The 22,293-nt window shown below is 61.4% G+C and carries 22 protein-coding genes and 1 pseudogene; 9 read left to right on the forward strand and 14 right to left on the reverse strand.

Annotation, left to right across the window (positions count from 1 at the left end; genetic code table 11):
• Positions 1-83 precede the first annotated feature (83 nt).
• Positions 84-377 (reverse strand): hypothetical protein, encoded by a 294-nt coding sequence (locus tag BZ163_RS32665; RefSeq protein ID WP_128874384.1) that lies wholly within the window; start codon positions 375-377, stop codon positions 84-86.
• 272 nt (positions 378-649) lie between these two features.
• On the opposite strand from BZ163_RS32665, the gene BZ163_RS32675 reads away from it, so the two are divergent.
• The 4 genes from BZ163_RS32675 to BZ163_RS32690 are packed head-to-tail and all read left to right on the forward strand — an operon-like array spanning position 650 to position 2,948.
• Positions 650-952 carry a MazG-like family protein gene (locus BZ163_RS32675; RefSeq protein ID WP_128874386.1) on the forward strand — a complete coding sequence of 101 codons (303 nt, stop codon included), beginning with the start codon at positions 650-652 and terminating at the stop codon, positions 950-952.
• Positions 952-1,701, forward strand: coding sequence for a methyltransferase domain-containing protein (locus BZ163_RS32680; protein ID WP_128874387.1), 750 nt, complete (start codon positions 952-954; stop codon positions 1,699-1,701). Before BZ163_RS32675 ends, BZ163_RS32680 begins: the two co-directional genes overlap by 1 nt.
• A gap of 12 nt (positions 1,702-1,713) precedes the next feature.
• The gene (locus BZ163_RS32685) at positions 1,714-2,340 is read left to right on the forward strand and encodes a DUF4136 domain-containing protein (RefSeq protein ID WP_128874388.1); all 627 of its coding nucleotides are present in this window, start codon (positions 1,714-1,716) and stop codon (positions 2,338-2,340) included.
• A 53-nt stretch (positions 2,341-2,393) separates the two neighbouring features.
• Positions 2,394-2,948 carry a DUF4136 domain-containing protein gene (locus tag BZ163_RS32690; protein WP_128874389.1) on the forward strand — a complete coding sequence of 185 codons (555 nt, stop codon included), beginning with the start codon at positions 2,394-2,396 and terminating at the stop codon, positions 2,946-2,948.
• Between the two features lie 17 nt (positions 2,949-2,965).
• Here the strand turns inward: BZ163_RS32690 and BZ163_RS32695 are convergent, their stop codons facing one another.
• Together BZ163_RS32695 and BZ163_RS32700 are read right to left on the reverse strand one after the other, a co-directional pair.
• Positions 2,966-3,820 (reverse strand): MaoC/PaaZ C-terminal domain-containing protein, encoded by an 855-nt coding sequence (locus tag BZ163_RS32695; RefSeq protein ID WP_128874390.1) that lies wholly within the window; start codon positions 3,818-3,820, stop codon positions 2,966-2,968.
• Positions 3,821-3,822: 2 nt separating this feature from the next.
• Positions 3,823-5,175: a 3-oxoacyl-ACP reductase gene (locus BZ163_RS32700; protein WP_128874391.1), complete on the reverse strand. Its 1,353-nt coding sequence runs from the start codon at positions 5,173-5,175 to the stop codon at positions 3,823-3,825.
• Between the two features lie 218 nt (positions 5,176-5,393).
• Between BZ163_RS32700 and BZ163_RS32705 the strand changes: the two genes are divergently transcribed.
• Together BZ163_RS32705 and BZ163_RS32710 are read left to right on the forward strand one after the other, a co-directional pair.
• Complete coding sequence (locus tag BZ163_RS32705; protein WP_128874392.1) at positions 5,394-6,671, forward strand: acetyl-CoA C-acetyltransferase; 1,278 nt, start codon at positions 5,394-5,396, stop codon at positions 6,669-6,671.
• A 98-nt stretch (positions 6,672-6,769) separates the two neighbouring features.
• Complete coding sequence (locus BZ163_RS32710; RefSeq protein ID WP_128874393.1) at positions 6,770-7,561, forward strand: helix-turn-helix transcriptional regulator; 792 nt, start codon at positions 6,770-6,772, stop codon at positions 7,559-7,561.
• A 13-nt stretch (positions 7,562-7,574) separates the two neighbouring features.
• On the opposite strand, the gene holA is transcribed toward BZ163_RS32710, so the two are convergent.
• The 3 genes from holA to leuS all read right to left on the reverse strand — a co-directional run bounded on the left by holA (position 7,575) and on the right by leuS (position 11,951).
• Complete coding sequence (gene holA, locus BZ163_RS32715; RefSeq protein WP_128874394.1) at positions 7,575-8,612, reverse strand: DNA polymerase III subunit delta; 1,038 nt, start codon at positions 8,610-8,612, stop codon at positions 7,575-7,577.
• A gap of 39 nt (positions 8,613-8,651) precedes the next feature.
• Positions 8,652-9,257, reverse strand: coding sequence for an LPS assembly lipoprotein LptE (gene lptE / locus BZ163_RS32720; RefSeq protein ID WP_128874395.1), 606 nt, complete (start codon positions 9,255-9,257; stop codon positions 8,652-8,654).
• A gap of 87 nt (positions 9,258-9,344) precedes the next feature.
• Positions 9,345-11,951, reverse strand: coding sequence for a leucine--tRNA ligase (gene leuS / locus BZ163_RS32725; RefSeq protein WP_128874396.1), 2,607 nt, complete (start codon positions 11,949-11,951; stop codon positions 9,345-9,347).
• 278 nt (positions 11,952-12,229) lie between these two features.
• Here leuS and BZ163_RS32730 point away from each other — a divergent pair, with 278 nt between their 5' ends.
• Together BZ163_RS32730 and BZ163_RS32735 are read left to right on the forward strand one after the other, a co-directional pair.
• Positions 12,230-12,550 carry a hypothetical protein gene (locus BZ163_RS32730; RefSeq protein WP_128874397.1) on the forward strand — a complete coding sequence of 107 codons (321 nt, stop codon included), beginning with the start codon at positions 12,230-12,232 and terminating at the stop codon, positions 12,548-12,550.
• Between the two features lie 106 nt (positions 12,551-12,656).
• A pseudogene (locus tag BZ163_RS32735) lies at positions 12,657-13,417 on the forward strand (YdcF family protein).
• Between the two features lie 129 nt (positions 13,418-13,546).
• On the opposite strand, the gene lnt reads toward BZ163_RS32735, so the two are convergent.
• The 5 genes from lnt to miaB form a co-directional block, all read right to left on the reverse strand.
• Positions 13,547-15,070, reverse strand: coding sequence for an apolipoprotein N-acyltransferase (gene lnt / locus BZ163_RS32740; RefSeq protein WP_128874398.1), 1,524 nt, complete (start codon positions 15,068-15,070; stop codon positions 13,547-13,549).
• A 15-nt stretch (positions 15,071-15,085) separates the two neighbouring features.
• On the reverse strand, positions 15,086-15,925 hold the full coding sequence (locus tag BZ163_RS32745) for an HlyC/CorC family transporter (protein ID WP_064675727.1): 840 nt from the start codon (positions 15,923-15,925) through the stop codon (positions 15,086-15,088).
• A gap of 5 nt (positions 15,926-15,930) precedes the next feature.
• The gene (ybeY, locus tag BZ163_RS32750; protein ID WP_128874399.1) at positions 15,931-16,425 is read right to left on the reverse strand and encodes an rRNA maturation RNase YbeY; all 495 of its coding nucleotides are present in this window, start codon (positions 16,423-16,425) and stop codon (positions 15,931-15,933) included.
• On the reverse strand, positions 16,418-17,434 hold the full coding sequence (locus BZ163_RS32755; RefSeq protein WP_128874400.1) for a PhoH family protein: 1,017 nt from the start codon (positions 17,432-17,434) through the stop codon (positions 16,418-16,420). The genes ybeY and BZ163_RS32755 overlap by 8 nt, the downstream gene beginning before the upstream one ends.
• 205 nt (positions 17,435-17,639) lie before the next feature.
• Positions 17,640-18,968, reverse strand: a complete 1,329-nt coding sequence (miaB, locus tag BZ163_RS32760; RefSeq protein ID WP_168187433.1) for a tRNA (N6-isopentenyl adenosine(37)-C2)-methylthiotransferase MiaB — start codon at positions 18,966-18,968, stop codon at positions 17,640-17,642.
• Positions 18,969-19,102: 134 nt separating this feature from the next.
• On the opposite strand from miaB, the gene BZ163_RS32765 reads away from it, so the two are divergent.
• Positions 19,103-19,432, forward strand: coding sequence for a DUF1820 family protein (locus BZ163_RS32765; protein ID WP_007894425.1), 330 nt, complete (start codon positions 19,103-19,105; stop codon positions 19,430-19,432).
• 140 nt (positions 19,433-19,572) lie between these two features.
• Here BZ163_RS32765 and BZ163_RS32770 read toward each other — a convergent pair whose 3' ends face one another.
• The 3 genes from BZ163_RS32770 to thiE all read right to left on the reverse strand — a co-directional run bounded on the left by BZ163_RS32770 (position 19,573) and on the right by thiE (position 22,291).
• Positions 19,573-20,127, reverse strand: a complete 555-nt coding sequence (locus BZ163_RS32770; RefSeq protein WP_128874402.1) for a tetratricopeptide repeat protein — start codon at positions 20,125-20,127, stop codon at positions 19,573-19,575.
• A 225-nt stretch (positions 20,128-20,352) separates the two neighbouring features.
• Positions 20,353-21,636 carry a glutamate-1-semialdehyde 2,1-aminomutase gene (gene hemL, locus BZ163_RS32775; RefSeq protein WP_128874403.1) on the reverse strand — a complete coding sequence of 428 codons (1,284 nt, stop codon included), beginning with the start codon at positions 21,634-21,636 and terminating at the stop codon, positions 20,353-20,355.
• A gap of 31 nt (positions 21,637-21,667) precedes the next feature.
• Complete coding sequence (thiE, locus tag BZ163_RS32780; protein WP_128874404.1) at positions 21,668-22,291, reverse strand: thiamine phosphate synthase; 624 nt, start codon at positions 22,289-22,291, stop codon at positions 21,668-21,670.
• Positions 22,292-22,293: the final 2 nt, after the last annotated feature.

The following is a 22,293-nucleotide window of genomic DNA, read 5'->3' on the forward strand; positions in this document are numbered from 1 at the left end:
CGAAGGCGGAGTGTCAGCCGACATCCATGATATATGACACACCGCTTTCGCGAGCAAGCCCGCTCCCACAGGTTTTTGCGGTGTTAGTGGATTATCCAGCTCAGCAACCAAAGCCCCAGCACTAACCAGATAATCCCCATGATGATCGACGCACTCATGAAGGCGCGAATCGCCGCCCACAACAGCATCAACCCCACGATCAACGCGATGATGCTGACGATCGAAGCGTCCATGCCCAGCGCCCGGGACAGGCCTTCGACAAAGTTGCTGCCGGCATTGCTCAACAGATTGAACAGCCCGCTGAGGGCGTCGACGATGAACCGGATGATCGAACCGAGTACCTGGCCGAGCCATTCGAAAAAGCTTTCTACCTGCATGTCGTGAACGTCCTGTTGAAGTGGTTGAGCCTTGGGCCTGTAATCACAGTGGCGAGTTCCCTGATGCCGGGATCGTTTGAGTATGACGCAAAGTTTCCGGTCTGTTGATGAACCCTTGTAGGAGCGAGCTTGCTCGCGAAGGACGTTAACGATGACGCGTTCATCCTGGATAAACGCGTTGCCCTCAAGTCCATCGCGAGCGAGCTCGCTCCTACAGGAGGCTTGCCATCCCCGGCCATCCCCCCGAAGCTATACGCCTTCAGGAGAGCCCGATGAACCTTGTAGAACTGACCGAACGCCTGCACGCCATCCGTGACCGCAATGACTGGCGGCAATTTCACAGCCCGAAAAACCTGGCCATGGCCGCGAGCGTGGAGATGTCAGAGCTGGTGGAAATCTTCCAGTGGCTGACCGAAGACCAGTCGCGCCAGCTGCCGGCGGACAAATTGGCCCACGCCGGGCAGGAAGTCGGCGATATCGTGCTGTATCTATTGCTACTGTGCAGCGAGCTGGGGCTGGACATGAACCAGGTGGTGAGCAGCAAGCTCGCCGACAGCGAGCGGAGGTTCAGCTGATGAGCGACCGTCATTTCGATCAACTGGCGACCCGCTTCGCCGAAAAAATCTATGGCGGTGCCAAAGGCGCGATCCGTCTGGCCGTGCTTCAGGCCGACCTGACCGAAATCCTGCCGGATCGGCCATTACGGGTACTCGACATCGGTGCCGGCCTGGGGCACATGTCGTTGTGGCTGGCCCAGCGCGGTCATCAGGTCACGCTCGCAGAACCCGCCGCGCCGATGCTCGAAGGCGCCCGCCAGCGCTTCGCCGACGCCGGGCAGACCGCGACCTTCATTCAGGCACCCTGGCAGGAGCTGCCCGGACAACTCACCGAGCCCTACGACCTGGTGCTGTGTCACGCCGTGCTGGAATGGCTGGCCGAACCCCACGCGATCCTGCCGGTGCTGCATCAACTGACCAAACCTGAAGGTTGGTTATCCCTGGCGTTCTACAACCGCGATGCGCTGATCTACCGCAATCTGCTCAAGGGGCACTTTCGCAAGATGCGCAAGAACGACATGGCCGGTGAGAAGCAGAGCCTGACCCCGCAGCAGCCCCTTGATCCGCGTGAACTGGCGGCGCAACTTGAGGGCCTGTGGCGGGTCGAAACCCAGAGCGGGGTTCGGGTTTTTCACGACTACATGCCGGTGGAGTTCCAGGCCCGTGCCAAACTGGTGGACTTGCTGGAGATGGAGCTGGCCCACCGACGCCACCCAAGCTTCGCCGGGCTTGGGCGCTACTTGCACTGGATCTGTCGGCCGGTCTGATCGGAGCGTGAAATGAAAAGTCGTTCAGGTTTACTGGTGATCTGTCTGGGGTTGGCGGCCTGTCAGGGCAGCAATCCTTATGTGGCGACATCCAACCCCTTGCCGCCGGCACCGCCTCAGGCGGCCAACACGTTCGACCGCAGCGCCTACCCGGCGCCGCCGCGTGACTATGGGCGCTACCGCAGCTGGGCCTGGCTCGATGGGCGACTGCCGCCCGGTACCGCCTGGGCGGACTCGGCGCAAGTCGCCGAAGCCGTCAGCAATGCGCTGGACCAGCGCGGCTTGCGCCCGCTGCATGACAATCGGCCGGCGGACTTGTTTGTCAGCGCCGACCTGCGCCTGGAGACCCGCTTGCGCCAGGTCCGCGATGACTATGGGTATGGCGGCGGGTACTACGGCGGCGGGTACGGTGGCTACAATCGCTATGGCAGCGGTTATGGCATGTACAACACGGTGCCGATCGTTCGAACGTATCAGGAACAAGTCGTGGTGGTGCGGGTGGATCTGTTCGATGCCCAAAGCGGTCAACCGGTGTGGAGTGCCAGTGCCGAAACCAGCCAACGGGGCAGCCAGGGCGCGCAGACCGACGCCATACGGGAGGCTGTGGAAAAGGCAATGTCGGCGTATCCTCCTGATTAGCTTCATCATCAGGAAGCCCTGCGCAGGTTCATGTCTTCAACCGGAGAAATACCATGTTCCGCCGTCTCGCTTTACTGGCCGTGGCCGCGCTGCTCAGCGCCTGCGCCACCCAGGTCAATCATGACTTCGATGCCAGCCGCGACTTCGCCGCCTATCGCAGCTGGAGCTGGAAAGAACCCGCCCTGCAATATCGGCCCGATGACCCGCGGATCAAGAGCGACCTGACTGAACAGCGCGTGCGCCAATCGGTGGCCGATCAGCTCGATCAGCGCGGCTTGCGTCCGGCCGGCGCCGGTACCCGGGGTGACTTGAGTGTGCAGACCTATCTGATCGTCGAAGAGCGCCAGCAACAAGTGACCACCAATTATGGCGGCGCTTGGGGCAACCCATGGAATGGCTACTGGGGCGGCCCGATGTACAACGAAACCCGCAACGTCAGCTACAAGGTGGCGACCATCCAGATCGACCTGCTCGATGGCAAGGACGGCAAACTGGTGTGGCGCGGCAGTGATGAACAAATGCTCAGCCACTCACCCAATCCCGCTGATCGCAGTGCGGCGATTCGCGAAACGGTTGGACGGATACTGGCGAACTATCCACCCAAATAAACATCACGGCGTTCGGGTCAGGCAACAGGTCGCCAATGCCCCACCATATGCTCGAGATCCCCCGCACCCATCAACTGGAAATCGCCACTGGAACCGGCCGCGCTGGACAGCAATGTCACCTCGCTCGGCAATCGCACCGGCTTCCTGAACTGCACCGCCAGCTCGACATTCGCCGCCGGCAGGTGCTCACTCAGCGCCGCCAGTGTCCGGGCCTTGTTCCACAGCCCATGGGCGATGGCGGTCGGGAAGCCGAACAGCCTGGCGCTGACGGCACTCAGGTGAATCGGGTTGTAGTCGCCGGACACTTTGGCGTACTGACGGCCAATGTCCGCGGGCGCTTGCCAGCGGGCCACCTCCATCAGCTCCAGTGTCGAGGCCAACACTTCCTCGACAGGCTCGCCATCCAGTTTTACACCCCGGCACAGCATCTGGCTTTCAGCCTCCCACAACACGCCCAACTGATCGTCCAGGGTGGTCACCAGGTCGAACGTCGCACCCTTGGCATGGGGTTGCAGGTTCTGCACCTGTACGCTGACCCGCGCGCGATTGACCCCGCCCATTGGCCGCAGGATGCGAATGCGGTTGCTCAGGTGGATCAACCCCAGCAGTGGGAACGGAAACGCCTTGGCCGTGAGCAATTGCATCTGCAAGGCAAACGCCAGGATGTGCGGATAGGTGGGTGGCAGCAAGCCGTTGTCGGCAAAGCCGCAGACCTTGCGATAGGCCGCCAGGCGCTTCGGATCGACATCGATCCAGCAGCGCAAGCCTGAATCGGGCAGCGTGGTGCCGGTGATTTTGCGTCGCGTCGCGGCTTTTACATAGAGGTCTGCAAGGCTCGGTTCGCGGTTGAGTGTGTGCCAATCGATGATCATGCCTAAGCCCCCAAAACACTTTGCCCACAGACACGCAACGCTTGCCCGGTGAACGCCCCGGTGCCGGGTTGCGCCAGCCAGGCCACCGCTTCGGCGACGTCTTGCGGCAGGCCGCCCTGGCCAAGGGAACTCATGCGGCGCCCGGCTTCACGCAGGCCGAAGGGCAGGTGCGCGGTCATCTGGGTTTCAATGAAGCCTGGCGCCACCGCGTTGATGCTGATACCGCGCGCCTTCAACAGCGGCGCCCAGGCCTGGGCCAGGCCGATCAGCCCGGCCTTGCTCGCCGCGTAGTTGGTTTGCCCGCGATTGCCGGCGATGCCGCTGATAGACGCCAACAGAATCACCCGGCCGTTGTCCTTCAAGGTGCCGCTGTCGAGCAGCGCCTTGGTCAGCACCTGCGGTGCATTGAGATTGACCGCCAGCACCGCGTCCCAGAACTCCGGGGTCATGTTGGCCAGGGTTTTGTCCCGAGTGATGCCGGCGTTGTGCACGACAATGTCGATGCCGTCGGGCAATTGCTCGATCAACTGCGCGGCGGCGTCATCGGCGCAGATGTCCAGCGTGATGCCGCGCCCGCCGAGGCGGGCGGCCAGGGCCTCGAGGTCGGTCTTGGCCGGTGGCACGTCCAGCAGGATCACGTCGGCGCCGTCACGGGCGAGGGTTTCGGCGATGGACGCACCGATACCGCGCGCCGCGCCGGTGACCAGGGCCTTGCGACCCGACAGTGGGCGAGTCCAGTCCGTCACCTGCGTGTTGCAAGCGTCCAGGCCAATCACCTGTCCGGAAACGAAAGCGCTTTTGGGTGAGAGGAAAAACCGCAGCGGGCCTTCCAGTTGATCCTCGGCACCTTCACCGACATGGATCAGCTGCAAGGTGCCACCGTTGCGCAATTCCTTGGCCAGCGACCGGCTGAAACCTTCCAGGGCCCGCTGGGTGCTGGCGGCGAACGGGTCGCTCAAAGCCTGCGGTGCCCGCCCCAGGATCACCACATGAGCACTGTGATCAAGGTTTTTTATCAGCGGCTGGAAGAATTCGCGCAGCTGTTTGAGCTGGTCGGTCTGCACCAGATCGCTGGCATCGAACACTACGGCCTTGAGTTTCGGTCCGTGACCGGGAATCCATGCCGTGGCCATTGAAGGATCGGTGCCGTAGCTGTAAATCGCGTCGGTCAGGCGGTTGGCGAAGGCGCTGACTTTTTCCGCCAGCGGTCCGCCGCCGATCAGCAACGCCCCCTCGACCGGGCGCAGCCGCCCGGCTTGCCAGCGCTCCAGTCGTACCGGCGTCGGCAGACCCAGGGCCCCGACCAGACGATGGCCGATGGACGAATTGGCGAACTCGATATAGCGGTCAGACATGGAACGCGCTCCAGCAGCTGGGGTTCAAAGTGTGGACCACGAATGGCAATCAGTCGTTCGATCCACGAGATACGGCCTACGCTTGTGTAGGAGCGAAGCTTGCTCGCGATGCAGTGTGTCAGTTGACATCAATGTAGCTGACGCACCGCCATCGCGAGCAAGCTTCGCTCCTACAGGGGGGCGGTGTTCACAATTGGATTTTTCATCAGGAGCTTTTCATGACTCAACCGCGCCGCGTCGCGATTATCGGCGGTAACCGTATCCCTTTCGCCCGCTCCAACGGGCCATACGCCACTGCCAGTAACCAGGCGATGCTCACCGCCGCGCTTGAGGGCCTGATCGAACGCTACCACCTGCACGGCCTGCGCATCGGTGAAGTGGCGGCCGGGGCGGTGCTCAAACATTCCCGGGATTTCAACCTGACCCGCGAGTGCGTACTCGGCTCGCGGCTGTCGCCGACCACCCCGGCCTACGATATCCAGCAAGCCTGCGGCACCGGCCTCGAGGCGGCGCTGCTGGTGGCGAACAAGATCGCCCTGGGCCAGATCGAATGCGGCATTGCCGGTGGCGTCGACACCACATCCGACGCGCCGATCGGCGTCAACGAAGGCTTGCGCAAGATCCTGCTGCAGGCCAATCGCGCCAGGACCACCGGCGACAAACTGAAAACCTTCCTGCAGCTGCGCCCCCGGCACTTGATCCCCGAACTACCGCGCAACGGCGAGCCGCGTACCGGCCTGTCCATGGGCGAACACTGCGAGCTGATGGCCCAGACCTGGGATATTCCACGGGAGGAGCAGGATCAACTGGCCCTTGAAAGCCACCGAAAAATGGCCGCGTCCTATAGCGAAGGCTGGCACAACGATTTGATGACACCGTTCCTTGGCCTGACTCGCGACAACAACCTGCGCCCGGACCTGACCCTGGAAAAACTCGCCTCGCTCAAACCGGCATTCGAGAAAAGTGCCAAGGGCACCCTGACTGCGGGCAACTCCACGCCGCTCACCGATGGCGCGTCGCTGGTGCTGCTGGGCAGTGAAGAATGGGCGAAGGAACGTGGCTTGCCGATCCTCGCTTACCTGCGCGATGGCGAAGCGGCAGCGGTGGATTTCGTCAACGGTGCCGAAGGGTTGTTGATGGCGCCGGTCTATGCCGTGCCGCGCTTGCTGGCGCGCAATGGCCTGACCTTGCAGGACTTCGATTACTACGAAATCCACGAAGCCTTCGCCGCGCAGGTGCTCTGCACCTTGAAGGCCTGGGAAGATCCGCACTATTGCCAAACCCGCCTTGGCCTCGCTGCGCCGCTCGGTGCCATCGACCGCAGCCGGCTCAATGTCAAAGGCAGCTCCCTGGCGGCCGGGCATCCGTTTGCCGCCACCGGCGGGCGCATTGTCGCCAACCTGGCGAAATTGCTCGATGCCGCAGGCAAGGGGCGGGGCTTGATCTCGATTTGCGCCGCGGGTGGGCAAGGTGTGACCGCGATTGTCGAGCGCTGATAAAATGTTGTACTGCGACCGACTTAAATGCGTTTGTAAGAAGGTTAGACTTGGCATAACGTTGGCTTTACTACCGTCTTGCGACACAAGGCCAGTCAATGCCGACTAACGGACAGCTTACCCTCGAACGGACGATCCCGACCCTGACAGCGCTGCCCCGCCCGCTGTTCGCCCGGGCGGAAAGCCTCAATGCCGGTTCCTGGACGCCGCCTCATCGCCACGACTGGGTGCAGTTTTCCTACGCCATCAGTGGCGTGCTTGGCGTACACACCGCCGAGGGCAGTTTCTTTGCGCCGCCGCAGTGGGGCATCTGGATTCCAGCGGATCTCGAACACCAGGTGGTGACTTCGATGCGCGCCGAAATGCGCAGCCTCTACGTGCGCCGCGAGGATTGCGCATGGGCGGACGCGCGGTGCCGGGTGCTCGAGGTGACGCCGCTGGCCCGGGAGCTGATCAAGCATTTTTGTCTGTTGCCGGTGGAATACCCACAGGGTGACAGCCAGGAAACGCGGCTGGTAAATGTGCTGCTGGATCAGTTGGCGAGTCTGCCGGAGGTGGCGTTTTCCCTGCCGTTGCCGCGTCATGAACGGTTGCTGGGGTTGTGCAACGAACTGCTCGAAAACCCTGAGCGGAACGTGACCTTGCAGGCGTGGGCGCAGCGGTTGGGTACATCGGAGAAAACCCTGATGCGCCTGTTTCAGCGGGAAACCGGGTTGAGCTTTCGAGGATGGCGTCAGCGGATGCGGCTGCTGTCGTCATTGAGTTTGCTGGAGGAGGGGAACAGCGTGACCAACGCCGCGCTGTCTTGCGGGTATGACTCGACGTCGGCGTTTATTGCGGCATTCAAGGGGTTGTTCGGGTTTACCCCTGGCGAGCTCTTCAAGCAGTGACGGTCTGTCGAGTTTACTCGGCAGGCAACGACAACCGTTGGCCCGCCATCAACAACGACAACCGACTCAAACTCATCCACGGTGAACCCGCGGCCTGGCCCTTGATCTGCGCATCGATGCGCTGCGCTTCCAGCAACAACTGCGCCCAACGTGGCGCCGAGTAGCGTTGCAGGGCTTTGCTCATCAGCGGTTTGCGTTTGTCCCAGATCGGCGGTCGCGCAGCGCTGAAGGCCTTGTCCAGCGGCACGCCCTGGCTGTACTGCAATGCCAGGTTGGCCAACAGGCGCAACTCCCGGGCCAGGGCCCAGAGAATCACCGGTGGCTCGACGCCTTCACCGCGTAATCCTTCAAGCATGCGCAGGGCATGCGCCGCTTCGCCGTTGAGAATGGCATCGGTCAGCCCGAAGACATCGAAGCGCGCACTGTCGGCTACCGCCGCTTGCACGGTTTCAACACTGATCTGGCCACCCTCGGCCATCAGCTTGAGTTTTTCGATTTCCTGGGCGGCAGCCAGCAAGTTGCCCTCGACCCGGGCCGCGATCAGTTCAACGGCGTCCTGGCTGGCGGACAGTCCGGCCTGGGACAGGCGTTGACGGATCCAGCTCGGCAACTGGTTGGCATCCACCGGCCAGATTTGCACGAATTGGGTGTGCTGGCCTTCAACCAGTGCCTTGCCCCACTTGGTTTTCTGCGCGCTGCCATCCAGCTTGGGCAGGCTGATCAACAACACTGTGTCTTCGGGCGGACGCGAGCAATACTCGATGAACGCGGCAGCCCCTTTGTCACCGGGTTTACCTGACGGCAGACGCAATTCCAGCAGGCGTTTTTCGGCGAACAGCGACATGCTCGCGCCAGCCTGCAACAACGTCCCCCAATCGAAACTGGCATCGGCGGCGAAGACCTGGCGTTCGTCGAAGCCCTGTTGGCGAGCGGTGGCACGAATGGCGTCGGCGGCTTCCTGACACAGCAATGGGTCATCGCCACTGATGATGTAGACAGGCGCGAGGGTGCCTTGCAGGTGCTTGGCGAGTTGGGCGGGAGCGAGTTTCATAGGAGAGGGCGAACGGGGCGCCGAGGCGCCCCGCAACGCTTACTGGCGCGGCAGTTCGACAGGCGACTGACGCGGCGTTTGCGCTTCAGCCTTCTGCGCCGCTTCCAATGCCGCGGCTTCAGCCCTGGCGCGAGCCTCGGCGGTCTGTTGCAGTTGATCCAGCTGGGCCGGAGTCAGCTGCTGCAGGCGCAGCATCATGCGTTGTACCAACTCACGACGTATGTCCTTGCGCGCGTCATTGGCTTCCTGATCGGAACCCACCAGGTTGTTGCCGTCGTGGATAAAGACTTTCTGCACTTCGAGCTTGTCGCTCATCAGTGGCAAGTTGCCCTGGCCATTGATGTCATAGGTGAGCACGGTGCTGAGCTGATACTCGCCAGTGCGGCCGGCGCCTGCGTAGCTGAGGATGCGCTGGCTTTCCTGTTCGCCGGTCAGCACCAGTTTGTAAGGGGCGCCGCTGTAGAGCTTGACGCCGCTGCTTTCCAGCACCTGACGCATTTGGGTCACGGTCGGGCCGTAGGCATCACGGGCGCTCAGGTCGAGTTCCTTGATCGCCAGCTCGGTGGTGCCGGTGCCACGCAGCTGGAAACCGCAGGCGCTCAGCAGAACGGCGAGGCCCATCACCAGCAGATTGCGTTTGATCATCTTGTTGTTCCCCTTGAAACCAGGTGGGCCGATCATGCGACCCGAAAGGTTTTACTCGGCGCCAGGCGGACCTGGCGCCTGGTCCACTTAGCTGGCGACGATATTGACCAGTTTCCCGGGCACTACGATCACTTTACGAATAGTCAGACCGTCGACAAAGCGCAACACGTTCTCGTTGGCCCGTGCGGCGGCTTCGACGTCTTCGCGGCTGGCGCTGGCCGGCATTTCGATCTGGCCGCGCAATTTGCCATTCACTTGAATGACCAATTGCAGGCTGTCCTGGACCAGGGCGCTTTCGTCCAGTACCGGCCAACCGGCGTCGATCACCGGACCGGCGTGACCCAGGCGATGCCACAGCTCATGGCTGATGTGCGGAGTGATCGGTGCCAGCAGCAGGACCACGGTTTCCAGGCCTTCGTGAACCAGTGCGCGATCCTGTCCGGTGCCTTGCGGGGCTTTTTCCAGCACGTTCATCAGCGTCATCACCTGGGCGATGGCGGTGTTGAATTTGTGGTTCTGGCCGACGTCGTGGCTGGCCTGCTTGATAGCCTGGTGAATCGAGCGACGAATGGCTTTCTGCTCGTCGTTCAGGCCGGCGACGTCCAGTTTGCCCGGCAGGCCTTGAGTGACGTGCGCTTGAGCCAGGCGCCAGACGCGCTTGAGGAAGCGGTGCGAACCTTCTACGCCGGAGTCGGACCATTCCGCGCTCATGTCAGGCGGTGAAGCGAACATCATGAACAGGCGGCAGGTGTCTGCGCCGAACTGGTCAATCATCGACTGCGGGTCTACGCCGTTGTTCTTCGACTTGGCCATCTTCTCGGTGCCACCGATTTCCACCGGCAGGCCGTCTGCGATCAGCTTGGCGCTGATGACCTTGGCCTTGCTGTCGCGTTCGAGTTCGACGTCCGCCGGGTTGAACCAGGTGTAGGCGCCGTTGGCTTCGCGACGATAGTAAGTCTCGGCAATCACCATGCCCTGGGTCAGCAGGTTCTTGAACGGTTCGTTGGAGCTCACCAGCCCTTCGTCGCGCATCAGCTTGTGGAAGAAGCGCGCGTAGAGCAGGTGCAGGATCGCGTGTTCGATACCACCGATGTACTGATCCACCGGCAACCAGTGGTCGGCCGCCGATTTTTCCACCAGGCCGCCGGTGTAGTGCGGCGAGGCGTAGCGGGCGTAGTACCACGAGGACTCGACGAAGGTGTCCATGGTGTCGGTTTCACGCTTGGCAGGCTGGCCGCATTTCGGGCAGCTGCACTCGTAGAACTCGGGCATGCGCGCCAATGGCGAACCGGCGCCATCCGGGACCACGTCTTCCGGCAGTATCACAGGCAGTTGATCTTCCGGGACCGGCACATCACCGCAGGTAGTGCAGTGGATGATCGGGATCGGGCAGCCCCAGTAGCGTTGGCGGCTGATGCCCCAGTCGCGCAGGCGGAACTGGGTGCGCGAGGCACCGAGGTTTTTCTTGATCAGCGCCACTTCGATGGCATCGAAGGCGCCCGCGAAATCGAGACCGTCAAACTCGCCGGAATTGATCAGCGTGCCGTGTTCGCCGTAGGCGTCCTGCCAAGGGGCCGGGTTGGTGTCACCGGAACTGGTGCGCACCACGGACTTGATCGGCAGGTTGTATTTGGTGGCGAATTCGAAATCGCGCTCGTCGTGCGCCGGAACAGCCATGACCGCACCGTCGCCGTAGTGCATCAGCACGTAGTTGGCGACCCATACCGGGAGTTTCTCACCGGTCAGCGGGTGCTCGACGAACAGCGAAGTCGGCAGGCCTTTTTTCTCCTGGGTGGCGACGTCGGCTTCGGCGACGCTGCCGCCCTTGCATTCAGCGATGAACGCTTGCAGCTCAGGGTTGTTCTGCGCGGCGAGGGCGGCCAGGTGGTGCTCGGCAGCCACGGCGACATAAGTCGCTCCCATGAGAGTGTCCGGACGGGTGGTGAAGACTTTCAGTGCACCGGCTTCGCCGATCGAGTCGACGTTGTACGGGAACTGCACTTCCATGCCGCGGGACTTGCCGATCCAGTTGCGCTGCATGGTCTTGACCTGTTCAGGCCAGCCAGTCAGTTCGTCGAGGCTCTCCAGCAGCTCATCCGCGTAAGCGGTTATCTTGAAGTAGTACATCGGGATTTCGCGCTTTTCGATCAGCGCGCCGGAGCGCCAGCCGCGCCCGTCGATCACCTGCTCGTTGGCCAGCACGGTCTGGTCGACCGGGTCCCAGTTCACGGTGCCGCTTTTCTTGTAGATCACACCTTTTTCGAACAGGCGAGTGAACAGCCATTGTTCCCAGCGGTAGTAATCCGGCTTGCAGGTGGTGACTTCGCGGGACCAGTCCACCGCCAGGCCCAGGCTGCGCAGCTGGGTCTTCATGTAGGCGATGTTTTCGTAGGTCCACTTGGCGGGCGCTACGTTGTTCTTCATCGCGGCGTTTTCCGCCGGCATGCCGAAGGCGTCCCAACCCATGGGTTGCAGGACATTCTTGCCGAGCATGCGCTGGTAGCGGGAGATCACGTCGCCGATGGTGTAGTTGCGCACGTGCCCCATGTGTAGCTTGCCGCTGGGGTAAGGGAACATCGACAGGCAGTAGAACGTCTCCTTGCCTGGCTGTTCACTGACTTCAAAGGACTTTTGCTCGTCCCAGAACGACTGGGCGGCGGCTTCGATTTCACGGGGCTGATATTGTTCGTGCATGGCTACTTTTGAACTGAATAGGGGTGGCCTAGTCCTCTTCGATGCACGCTGGACGGTGATTGCGCCAGATCGGCGCTTCGGTGTCCAGACGAGCTGGAAGTGGAGTTACAGGAAGCGTCGTAGCATACATGACCGCACTCTACCGAGGGAAACCCTGATTACTGCCCAAGGCCCGGCAAAAACCGCTGCGAGGGCCGTTGGTCGCGGCACCCAGCCGGTTTGTTCATGGAAGCTAAGCTCTAAAAGGGGAGCGAGTCTTATCTTCAATGAGGTGAGGGATGGTTGAGTCACGGCAAAAAGTTACAAAACCGGAGCTGTACGAAAGACTGATCGATCGTCTGGGGATGGCCCTGGACGCGGCAAAAACCGCTGACCGGCTGCGCGACGAGCGCCCCTTGGAGCTGGAACTGCGCGGCCTGAGCCCCGCAGAGTTTGCACTGGTCAAAGCGTATCTGGATCGCAGTGAACGTGAATCACACGGATACTTGTCAGAGGCAGTGAAGCAACTCGACGCACCACGTTCGGCCAAGATCATCTGGCTCAAGGACAAGGTGCCTGGCAGGGACTCGGTAAAGGTCCGGTCTCTGCAGTTCAAGTAAGGGCACTTGAAGCCATGCAATATGGTTTTTTAAAGCATAGTCCTTCCGCATTTGTTGTCGCATTGCGTCAACCCACTTAGGCTTCGGGCATCTCTGGAGATGCTCGATGCCTTTTCGCTATTTCGTCAAACAACTTCTGCTGCCTCCCGGTGTGCTGTTGCTGCTGTTGCTGCTTGCCTGGTGGTTGCGCCGCTCAAGGCGCGACTGGCGGCCCTGTGCTTTGCCTTGGGCGTGGGTGGCTTCTGGCTGATGAGCCTGCCGATAGTGGTGGAGTGGAGCGCCAGGGCGCTTGAGCGTGAACCGCCGCTGGCTCGCCATGAATGGGCAACACTGGGTCGGCAGGCGGATGCGATCGTGGTGCTGGGTTCGGGACGCGAGCGTGGCGATCCGGCCTGGGGCGCCGACCAGCCGACCGGTATCGGCCTGGAGCGCCAGCGCTATGCAGCGCGGCTGGCCAAGGCGTCGGGCTTGCCGATCCTCACCAGTGGTGGCCTGCATTACGGTACGCCGCCGACTGAAGCCAGGTTGATGGCGGACTCGTTGCTCGATGATTTCGACGTGACCGTGCGCTGGCAGGAAGGGCGCAGCCGCACCACTTGGGAGAACGCGCAGTTCAGCGCCGAAGTGTTGCTGCCTCAAGGCATCAAACGCGTGGTGCTCGTGACGCACGCCTCGCACATGCCGCGAGCGGTCTGGAGTTTCCAGCAGGCGGGGTTCGAGGTGGTGCCGGCGCCGATGGGGTTTCTGGGGGTGGACAACGCCCGGCCACTGGGTGGCTGGCTGCCGGAGTTCAAGGCGCTCTGGCAGAGTGGGCAGTTGATGAATGAGGCGGTGGGGCAGATCGGGTATTCGCTGTTTTACCGATAACCGAATGGTTACCCACGCCCTGTAGGAGCTGGCTTGCCAGCGAAGAGGCCCTTCCAGTCGACATCATTGTTGGCTGAAAGGGCCTCTTCGCCGGCAAGCCGGCTCCTACAGGTTTGATGCGGTGTCAGTTCAGACGGTCTTGGCCATTCGATTCGCAATCAACGCCCAGCCAAACAACAACACGCAAACAATGATCAGCGGCCACGAACGCCATTGCAGGTAAGGCGTCAGGTTGTGCATCGGCACCACTTCGCCGTACAAAATGCCGCGTTCGAACTGCGGGATCTGCACCGTGATCTGCCCGAACGGGTTGATCAGGCCGGTCACGCCGTTATTGGTGGCGCGGATCATCCAGCGTCCGGCTTCCAGTGCACGCATCTGCGCCATCTGCAAATGTTGCAGCGGGCCGATGGAGGTGCCGAACCAGGTGTCGTTGCTGATGGTCAGCAGCAAATCGCTACGGGCCGCGAGGCTGGCGGCGAATTCCGGATAGACCACTTCGTAGCAGATGTACGGCGCGATCTGGTACCCCTTGGCTTGCAGCATCGGCTGATCGGCAGGGCCACGGGCAAAGTCCGACATCGGCAAGTCGAAAAAGGCGATCAACCCGCGCAGCACGTCCTGCAACGGCACATATTCGCCAAACGGCACCAGTTTCTGCTTGAGGTAAGTGCCGTCGCCTTCGCCCACGACGGTGATGCCGTTGAAAAAGCGTTTCTGTTGATGCACTTCCTGACGGATCGGCACGCCGGTAATCAGTGCCGATTTACGTTCTGCGGCGAAGTCTCCCATCATGTTCAGGAAGCCCTCGGCGGACTCCTTGAGCACCGGGACCGCGGTTTCCGGCCAGATCAACAGGTCGACGGGTCTGGAGCTGAAGCTCATGTCGCGGTACAGCGCCAGCTGCGCGTTGAGCTGTGCCGGGTCCCACTTCATGCTCTGTTCGACATTGCCCTGGATCGCCGCGACGCTCAACGGCGCGCCCGCCGGGCTGGTCCAGGCATGCTCCTTGAGCGCCATGCCGGCCACCCATGGGCCGATCAGCAGCAGTACGCCAGCGGCGATGAAGCCTTTGCGAGCGGTCTTCACCAAAGGCAACGCGTTGTAGATCAGCGCGGCCGTCAGGGCCAGGGTGAAGGAAATCAGCCACATCCCGCCGACGGGGGCGAGCCCGGACAGAGGGCCATCGAGTTGGCTGTACCCGGAATAGAGCCACGGGAAGCCGGTGAGAAACCAGCCACGAAAGGCCTCCTGGGCGACCCACAGCGCGGCGAAGGCCAAGGCATCGGCCAGTGGCGCTTCGTTGCGGCGCAGCCAGCGCACCCAGATCCAGGCGGGCAGGGCGAAGAACCAGGCAATCGCCGCCGTGAAGATCAGCATCAAGAAGCCGGCCAGGAGTACCGAAGCGCCACCGAAGTGGTGGATGCTGTAGTAAATCCAACTGGTACCGGCGCCAAACAGACCAAAACCGAAGCACCAGCCTCGGCCCAGGGCCTGACGAGGGTTCAGTTCACGTAAACCGGCATAGAACAAGCCGACTGCCAGCAATGCCAGCGCCCAGATATCGTACGGCGCCAGGGCCAGGGTGGTGATTGCACCGGCCGCCACGGCCAGCAGGTTACCGGGCCAGCCGGGGCGGGTGATCCAGAGCATTTCTATCCTTAGTGGTTACCGGGCAATTGGCGTCAGGCGCAGCAAGTGAATCCGACGGCTGTCGGCGTTCAGGATGCGGAAGCGATAAGGGCCGATTTCGGTGATTTCGTTGCGTTTTGGCAGGTGCCCGAATGCACTCATCACCAGACCGCCAACCGTGTCGAATTCGTCATCGGAGAATTGGCTGTCGAAGAACTCGTTGAAGTTCTCGATCGGCGTGAGGGCCTTGATCAGGAAGTCACCGCTGGGCAGCGGCTTGATGTAGCTGTCTTCTTCAACGTCGTGCTCGTCTTCGATGTCGCCGACGATCTGTTCCAGCACGTCTTCGATGGTCACCAGGCCCGCCACACCGCCGTACTCGTCAATGACGATGGCCATGTGGTTATGGTTGGCGCGGAACTCGCGCAGCAGCACATTCAGGCGCTTGGACTCGGGCACAAAGGTGGCTGGACGCAACAGATCCTTGATGTTGAAGTTGTCGCCGTTCTCCTTGAGGATCAACGGCAGCAAGTCCTTGGCCAGCAGCACGCCCATCACGTCATCATGGCTTTCGCCGATGACCGGGTAGCGGGAGTGGGCCGAGTCGACCACGGCGGGCAGGAACTCGCGGGGGGTCTGGGTCGCCTTGATGCTGATCATCTGCGAGCGCGGGACCATGATGTCCCGTACTTGCAGGTCTGCAACCTGGATGGCGCCTTCGACGATGGCCAGCGCTTCGCTGTCCAGCAGTTTGTTCTGGTGTGCATCGCGCAGCAGCTCCAGCAGCTCCTGGCGGTTCTTCGGCTCGTGGGCAAAAGCCTGGGTGAGCTTACCCAGCCATGACTTTTGCCCGTTGCTCGATCGATCTTCGCTCATAGCGATTACTCTGAATCCTTTGTTGTAACGATAGGGGGTTCGTCTGTTTCGTCGTCCGCATACGGGTCCGGGTGACCCAGTTCTGCTAGCAACGTTCGTTCCAGTGCTTCCATTTCTTCAGCTTCGTCGTCATCTATATGGTCGTAACCCAGCAGATGCAAGCAGCCGTGGATGACCAGATGCGCCCAATGGGCGTCGAGCGCCTTGCCCTGTTCGGCGGCTTCACGCTCGACCACGGCCACGCAGATCACCAGATCGCCCAGCAGCGGGATGTCGAGAAACTCGTCGGGCACATCGGCAGGAAACGACAGGACGTTGGTGGCGTAATCCTTGTGCCGCCAGGTGCTGTTCAGTTCGCGGGCCTCGTCCTCATCGACCAGACGGATGGTCATTTCGGAGTCGGCAGTCCGCTGGCGCAGGGCCAGTTCGCACCACTGGCGGAACTTGGCTTCGCTTGGGGCGGTTCCCCGGCTTTCAAGTTGCAGATCAAGCTCAAGCATCGTGGCGATTGTCCCTGGAAGAGAACTTCGCCGGTTCTTCGGCCACGCGATTCTCGAAGCGCTCGTAGGCTTCGACGATACGCTGCACCAGTGGATGGCGCACGACGTCCTTGGCCTGGAAGTGAGTGAAGCTGATGCCTGGCACGTCCTTGAGGACCTCGATCACGTGGTGCAGCCCGGACTTGGTGCCTTTCGGCAGGTCGACCTGGGTGATGTCGCCGGTGATGACCGCCGTGGAACCGAAGCCGATCCGGGTCAGGAACATTTTCATCTGCTCGACCGTGGTGTTCTGGCTTTCATCGAGGATGATGAAGCTGTTGTTCAGCGTGCGACCGCGCATGTAGGCCAGCGGCGCGACTTCAATGACCTGGCGCTCGATCAGCTTGGCCACGTGTTCGAAGCCGAGCATTTCATAGAGTGCGTCATAGAGCGGGCGCAGGTACGGGTCGATCTTCTGCGACAGGTCGCCGGGCAGGAAACCGAGCTTTTCGCCCGCCTCCACTGCCGGGCGTACCAGCAGGATGCGGCGAATCTGCTCGCGTTCCAGCGCGTCTACCGCGCAGGCAACGGCCAGATAGGTCTTGCCGGTACCGGCCGGGCCGATGCCGAAATTGATGTCGTTCCCGAGGATTTCCTTCACATAGCGCAACTGATTCAAGCCGCGAGGGCGAATCATGCCTTTCTTGGTGCGCAGGGCGACGGACGGTTCGGCGGGGGAGTGGTTGTCCAACTCTTCGACGGCCGATTCCTGCAGGAACAGGTGAACCATGTCTGGCGACAGCTCGGTACCCTTGGTTTCCCGGTACAGGCGCCGCAGCAGGTTTTCCGCGGAGGTGGTGTGTTTGGGTTCGCCGATCAGTTCGAACTGGTTCCCGCGGTTGCGGATCTCGATGGTCAGGCGCTGTTCGATCAAGCGCAGATGCTCATCGAATTGCCCGCACAGATTGGCGAAGCGGCGAGCTTCAAAGGGCTCGAGGATGAAACGATGTGGTTCTATGGGTGCGTTCAAGGTCGTATTTAGCCGCCCTGGGGCAATTGAGATGAAATCAAGGATAACGCCAGTGGGCTGGGTGCGAAAGCTCTTAAATAATCCAGCGCCCAACACCGCCCCTTGTGGGGGCGGGCTTGCTCGCGAAGAGGGAGTGTCAGTCGACATTGATGTGGCTGACACACCGCTTTCGCGAGCAAGCCCGCTCCCACAGGGGATTGCGGTGTTACGAAATCAGCGAGCCCCGCAGCGAGTGCGGCTGTGCCGCGTCGATGTGCACATCGGCGAACTGCCCGATCAAGGTTGGATTATCGCAACGGAAGTTGACGATACGGTTATTCTCGGTCCGGCCCTGCAGTTCACCAGGGTCTTTTTTCGAATAATCGGTCACCAGGATCCGCTGGATCGAACCGACCATTTGTCGGCTGATTTCGAAACCTTGCTGGTTCAGGCGATGTTGCAGCGCATTCAGGCGCTCTTTTTTCAGGCTTTCCGGCGTGTCGTCGGCCAGATCGGCGGCCGGCGTCCCCGGACGCTGGCTGTAGACGAACGAGTAGGAGAAGTCGAAACCGACGTCTTCGATCAACTTCATGGTCTGTTCGAAGTCTTTTTCGGTCTCGCCCGGGAAGCCGACGATGAAGTCCGAGCTGATGCAAATCCCTGGCACGGCGGCCCGCAGCTTGCGCAGTTTCGATTTGTATTCCAGCGCGGTGTGGTTGCGCTTCATTGCCGACAGAATGCGGTCGGAGCCCGATTGCACCGGTAAGTGCAGGTGTTTCACCAATTCCGGCACGTCGGCGTGCGCCTGGATCAGGCTGTCGGAAAACTCCAGCGGGTGCGAAGTGGTGTAGCGGATGCGGTCGATACCATCGACGGCGGCGACCACCCGGATCAGCTCGGCCAGATCCGCCAGGCGACCATCGTGGGTAGTGCCGCGATAACCGTTGACGTTCTGCCCCAGTAAGGTCACTTCACGCACGCCGTTTTCGGCCAGGTGAATGATCTCGGCGATCACGTCGTCGAACGGGCGGCTGACTTCTTCACCACGGGTGTAGGGCACCACGCAGAACGTGCAGTACTTGCTGCAACCTTCCATCACCGACACATAGGCGCTCGGGCCATCGATGCGCGGCTCGGGCAGGTGGTCGAATTTTTCGATTTCCGGGAACGAGACGTCCACTTGCGGCAACTTGGTGGCGCGGGCGGCGTCGATCATTTCCGGGAGGCGGTGCAGGGTTTGCGGGCCGAACACCACGTCGACATACGGCGCCCGGTCACGGATGGCGGCGCCTTCCTGGCTGGCCACGCAACCGCCGACGGCGATCACCATGTCCGGGTTGGCCAGTTTCAGTTCGCGCCAGCGGCCGAGCTGGGAGTACACCCGGTCCTGGGCGCGTTCGCGAATGGAACAGGTGTTGAGCAGGATCACGTCGGCGTCTTCAGCGCGGGCGGTGACTTCCAGGGCCTGATGTTCGCCCAGCAGATCGACCATGCGCGAGCTGTCGTACTCGTTCATCTGGCAACCGTGGGTTTCGATGTAAAGCTTCTTGGCCATGGATAGAGTCATCACGTGATTCAAAGAACCGCGCATTATAGGGAACATGTCCCAAGGTTCCTACCGCTGTGCGTCCGGTGGCTATGCTATAGTTCGCGCCCTCATTTTTATCCCCGATGTGTTGCTCGCCCACCATGACCAAACGTGAAGCTCCAATCTACAAGGTGATTTTTCTCAATCAGGGCCAGGTGTACGAAATGTACGCCAAGCAGATCTATCAAAGTGATCTGTGGGGCTTCCTGGAAGTGGAAGAGTTCGTCTTTGGCGAGCGCACCCAGGTAGTCGTCGATCCTAGTGAAGAGAAGCTCAAGGCTCAGTTCGAAGGCGTTGTGCGCAGCTTTGTGCCGATGCATTCGATCGTGCGCATCGACGAAGTCGAACGCCTTGGCACACCGAAAATCAGCGAAGCCCGCGGCGCGGTCGGCAATGTCATGCCGTTTCCGATGCCGATGCCTGAGAAGTAAGCCTTAAAACCGAGTCGTTCCCTTCGCGAGCAAGCCCGCTCCCACAGTTGATCTCGGGTTTTCACAAATAGTGTGTTCACTGAAGATCTAATGTGGGAGCGGGCTTGCTCGCGAAGGGGCCAGTCAGGACAACGCAGAAATCAGGGAAGAGGCGAAAATGGCGTACGCCCATCCGCACTCTGCAATTCCATCAAATACTTGCGGAAAATCTGCCCCAGCACCTGAGTGGCGACTTCCAGTTCTTCCCGAGGCATCTTCTCGGCCACTTCATCCGCCGTATCCAGCGCCTCTTCAGCGCCATTGACCGCGGCCATTTTCAGCACGATATACGCCTGAACGTTATTGGCCGGCACGCCTTCGCCGTGGAAAAACATGGTGCCGAGTTTGAATTGCGCCTGGGCGTGGCCTTGCAGCGAGGCCTTTTCGAAGTAGCTCAGGGCTTTATTGAGGTCGCGCGGCGCATTTTTACCGTCGTAGTAGAACTCGCCCAGCTCGTATTGCGCTTGCGCATCCCCTTCATCCGACGCTTTCTGGCAGGCCGCGAGTGCCTGTGCCAGATCTTGCGGCTGAGTATTGAGGGTGCAGCGACCCATCGCTGGGATTAACAACGAGTTGCCGCCTGCCTGTGCGAGCGCGAGCAGGGGCTGAAGGAGCAACAGGCAGCCCAATGCAAGGGTGCGGCCGGTGCGGTTCATGGGAATCGACTTACCTCTGGAGGGCGCGCGGACCCATCGAGGGGGATCCAATAAGCGCGCATTATGAAATAAGCAGGGCCATCCTTACAAAGTCTTTACTCGTTTTTCTGCTGCGCGGGGAATATATCGCCCACTTTACCGGGGATTATTCGCAGATCAGCAGGAAAAGGACGCAAGTGTAGGTAAAAGCTGACGCTGGCAATGGCCAACGTCAGCGCCACCGGGTTATTTCAAGGCGGCGAATGCGCGCTCGGCAGCGTCCAGCGTCAATTTCAGCTCGGTGTCGCCATGGGCGATCGACGTGAAGCCGGCTTCGAAAGCACTCGGCGCCAGGTACACGCCACCTTCCAGCATCAGATGGAAGAAGCGCTTGAACAGATTGGCGTCGCTGGACATCACGTCATCGAAGGTCACGATGTCATCGGCGCCGCTGAAATACAGGCCGAACATGCCACCGGCCTGGGTGGTCACGAACGGGATGCCTGCTGCATCGGCGCGTTGTTGCAGGCCGTCGAGCAGGCGGCTGGTGTAGTCGGTCAGTTCGTCGTGGAAACCAGGACGGCTGATCAGGCGCAGCGTCGTCAGGCCGGCAGCCATCGCCAGCGGATTACCCGACAAGGTGCCCGCCTGGTAGACCGGGCCCAGAGGTGCGATGTGCGACATGATTTCGCGTTTGCCGCCGAAGCAACCGACTGGCATGCCGCCACCGATGATCTTGCCAAAGGTGCTCAGGTCGGGCGTTACGCCGTAGTGGGCCTGGGCGCCGCCGAGGGCGACACGGAAACCGGTCATCACTTCGTCGAAAATCAGCACCACGCCGTGCTTGTCGCACAGGGTCCGCAGGCCTTCGAGGAAACCCGGTGCCGGCGGTACGCAGTTCATGTTGCCGGCCACGGGTTCGACGATGATGCAGGCCACGTCCTGGCCCACGTCGGCGAGCATGGTTTCTACCGCTTCGATGTCGTTGAACGGCAGGGTCAGCGTATGTTTGGCGAAGGCCGCCGGCACACCGGCCGAACTCGGCACGCCCTGGGTCAGCGCGCCGGAGCCGGCCTTGACCAGCAGGCTGTCGGAGTGACCGTGGTAGCAACCTTCGAACTTGATGATGCTGTCGCGACCGGTGAAACCGCGGGCCAGGCGAATGGCGCTCATGGTCGCTTCGGTACCGGAGCTGACCATGCGCACCATTTCCATCGATGGCACGATCGAGCAGACCAGGTCGGCCATCTGGGTTTCCATCTCGGTCGGGGCGCCGTAGGACAGGCCGTGTTCAAGCTGTTTACGCACCGCGTCCAGTACGTCCGGGTGGCTGTGACCGAGAATCATCGGCCCCCAGGAACCGACGTAATCCACATAACGCTTGTCGTCTTCGTCGGTGACGTAGGCGCCTTCGGCATGTTTGAAGAACAAAGGCGTGCCGCCAACGCTCTTGAATGCGCGAACAGGCGAGTTCACGCCACCGGGAATGTGTTTCTGGGCATTGGCAAACAGCGTTTCGGAACGAGACATGATCGGGCTCTCAAATCAGACTTTAAGCTACTTAAACAGAAAGCAGTGCATTGAATGCGCGGGCGCGGCGGGTCACTTCAGCCGTGCTTTCGGCGCCAAACAGGCCATGGACCACCGCCAGCAGATCGACCCCATGGGCCACGAGCGGGGCGGCGTTATCCAGGGTGATGCCGCCAATCGCGCAGATCGGCAGGTGCAATTTGCTGCGGGCCTGGTCGAGCAGTTCGAGGCTGCAGGTCGGTGCGCCAGGTTTGGTCGTGGAGTTGAAGAAGCGGCCGAAGGCGACATAACTGGCGCCTTCCCTGGCCGCTTGTTCGGCGAGTTCGAGTTGCGCGTGGCAGGTCGAGCCGATGATCGCCTGGCGACCGAGCAGGGCCCGAACCGGCATCAGCGGGCCGTCGGTCTGGCCCAGGTGCACGCCGACGTTCAGGCGCGCAGCCAGTTCGGCGTCATCATTGATGATCAGCCGGGTCTTGTAGCGCTCGCACAGATCGCGCAGGGCTTCGGCCTCGCGCAGGCGGCGGGCCTCGTCGCTGCTCTTGTCGCGGTATTGCAGCAGGGTGACGCCGCCTTCCAGCGCCGCCTCCACGTACGACAGAAATTTACCTGCCAGCAACTGGCTGTCGGTAATGGCGTAAAGGCCACGTAGTTTCATCG

This window comes from Pseudomonas sp. VI4.1 (genome assembly GCF_002029345.1).
GTDB lineage: Bacteria > Pseudomonadota > Gammaproteobacteria > Pseudomonadales > Pseudomonadaceae > Aquipseudomonas.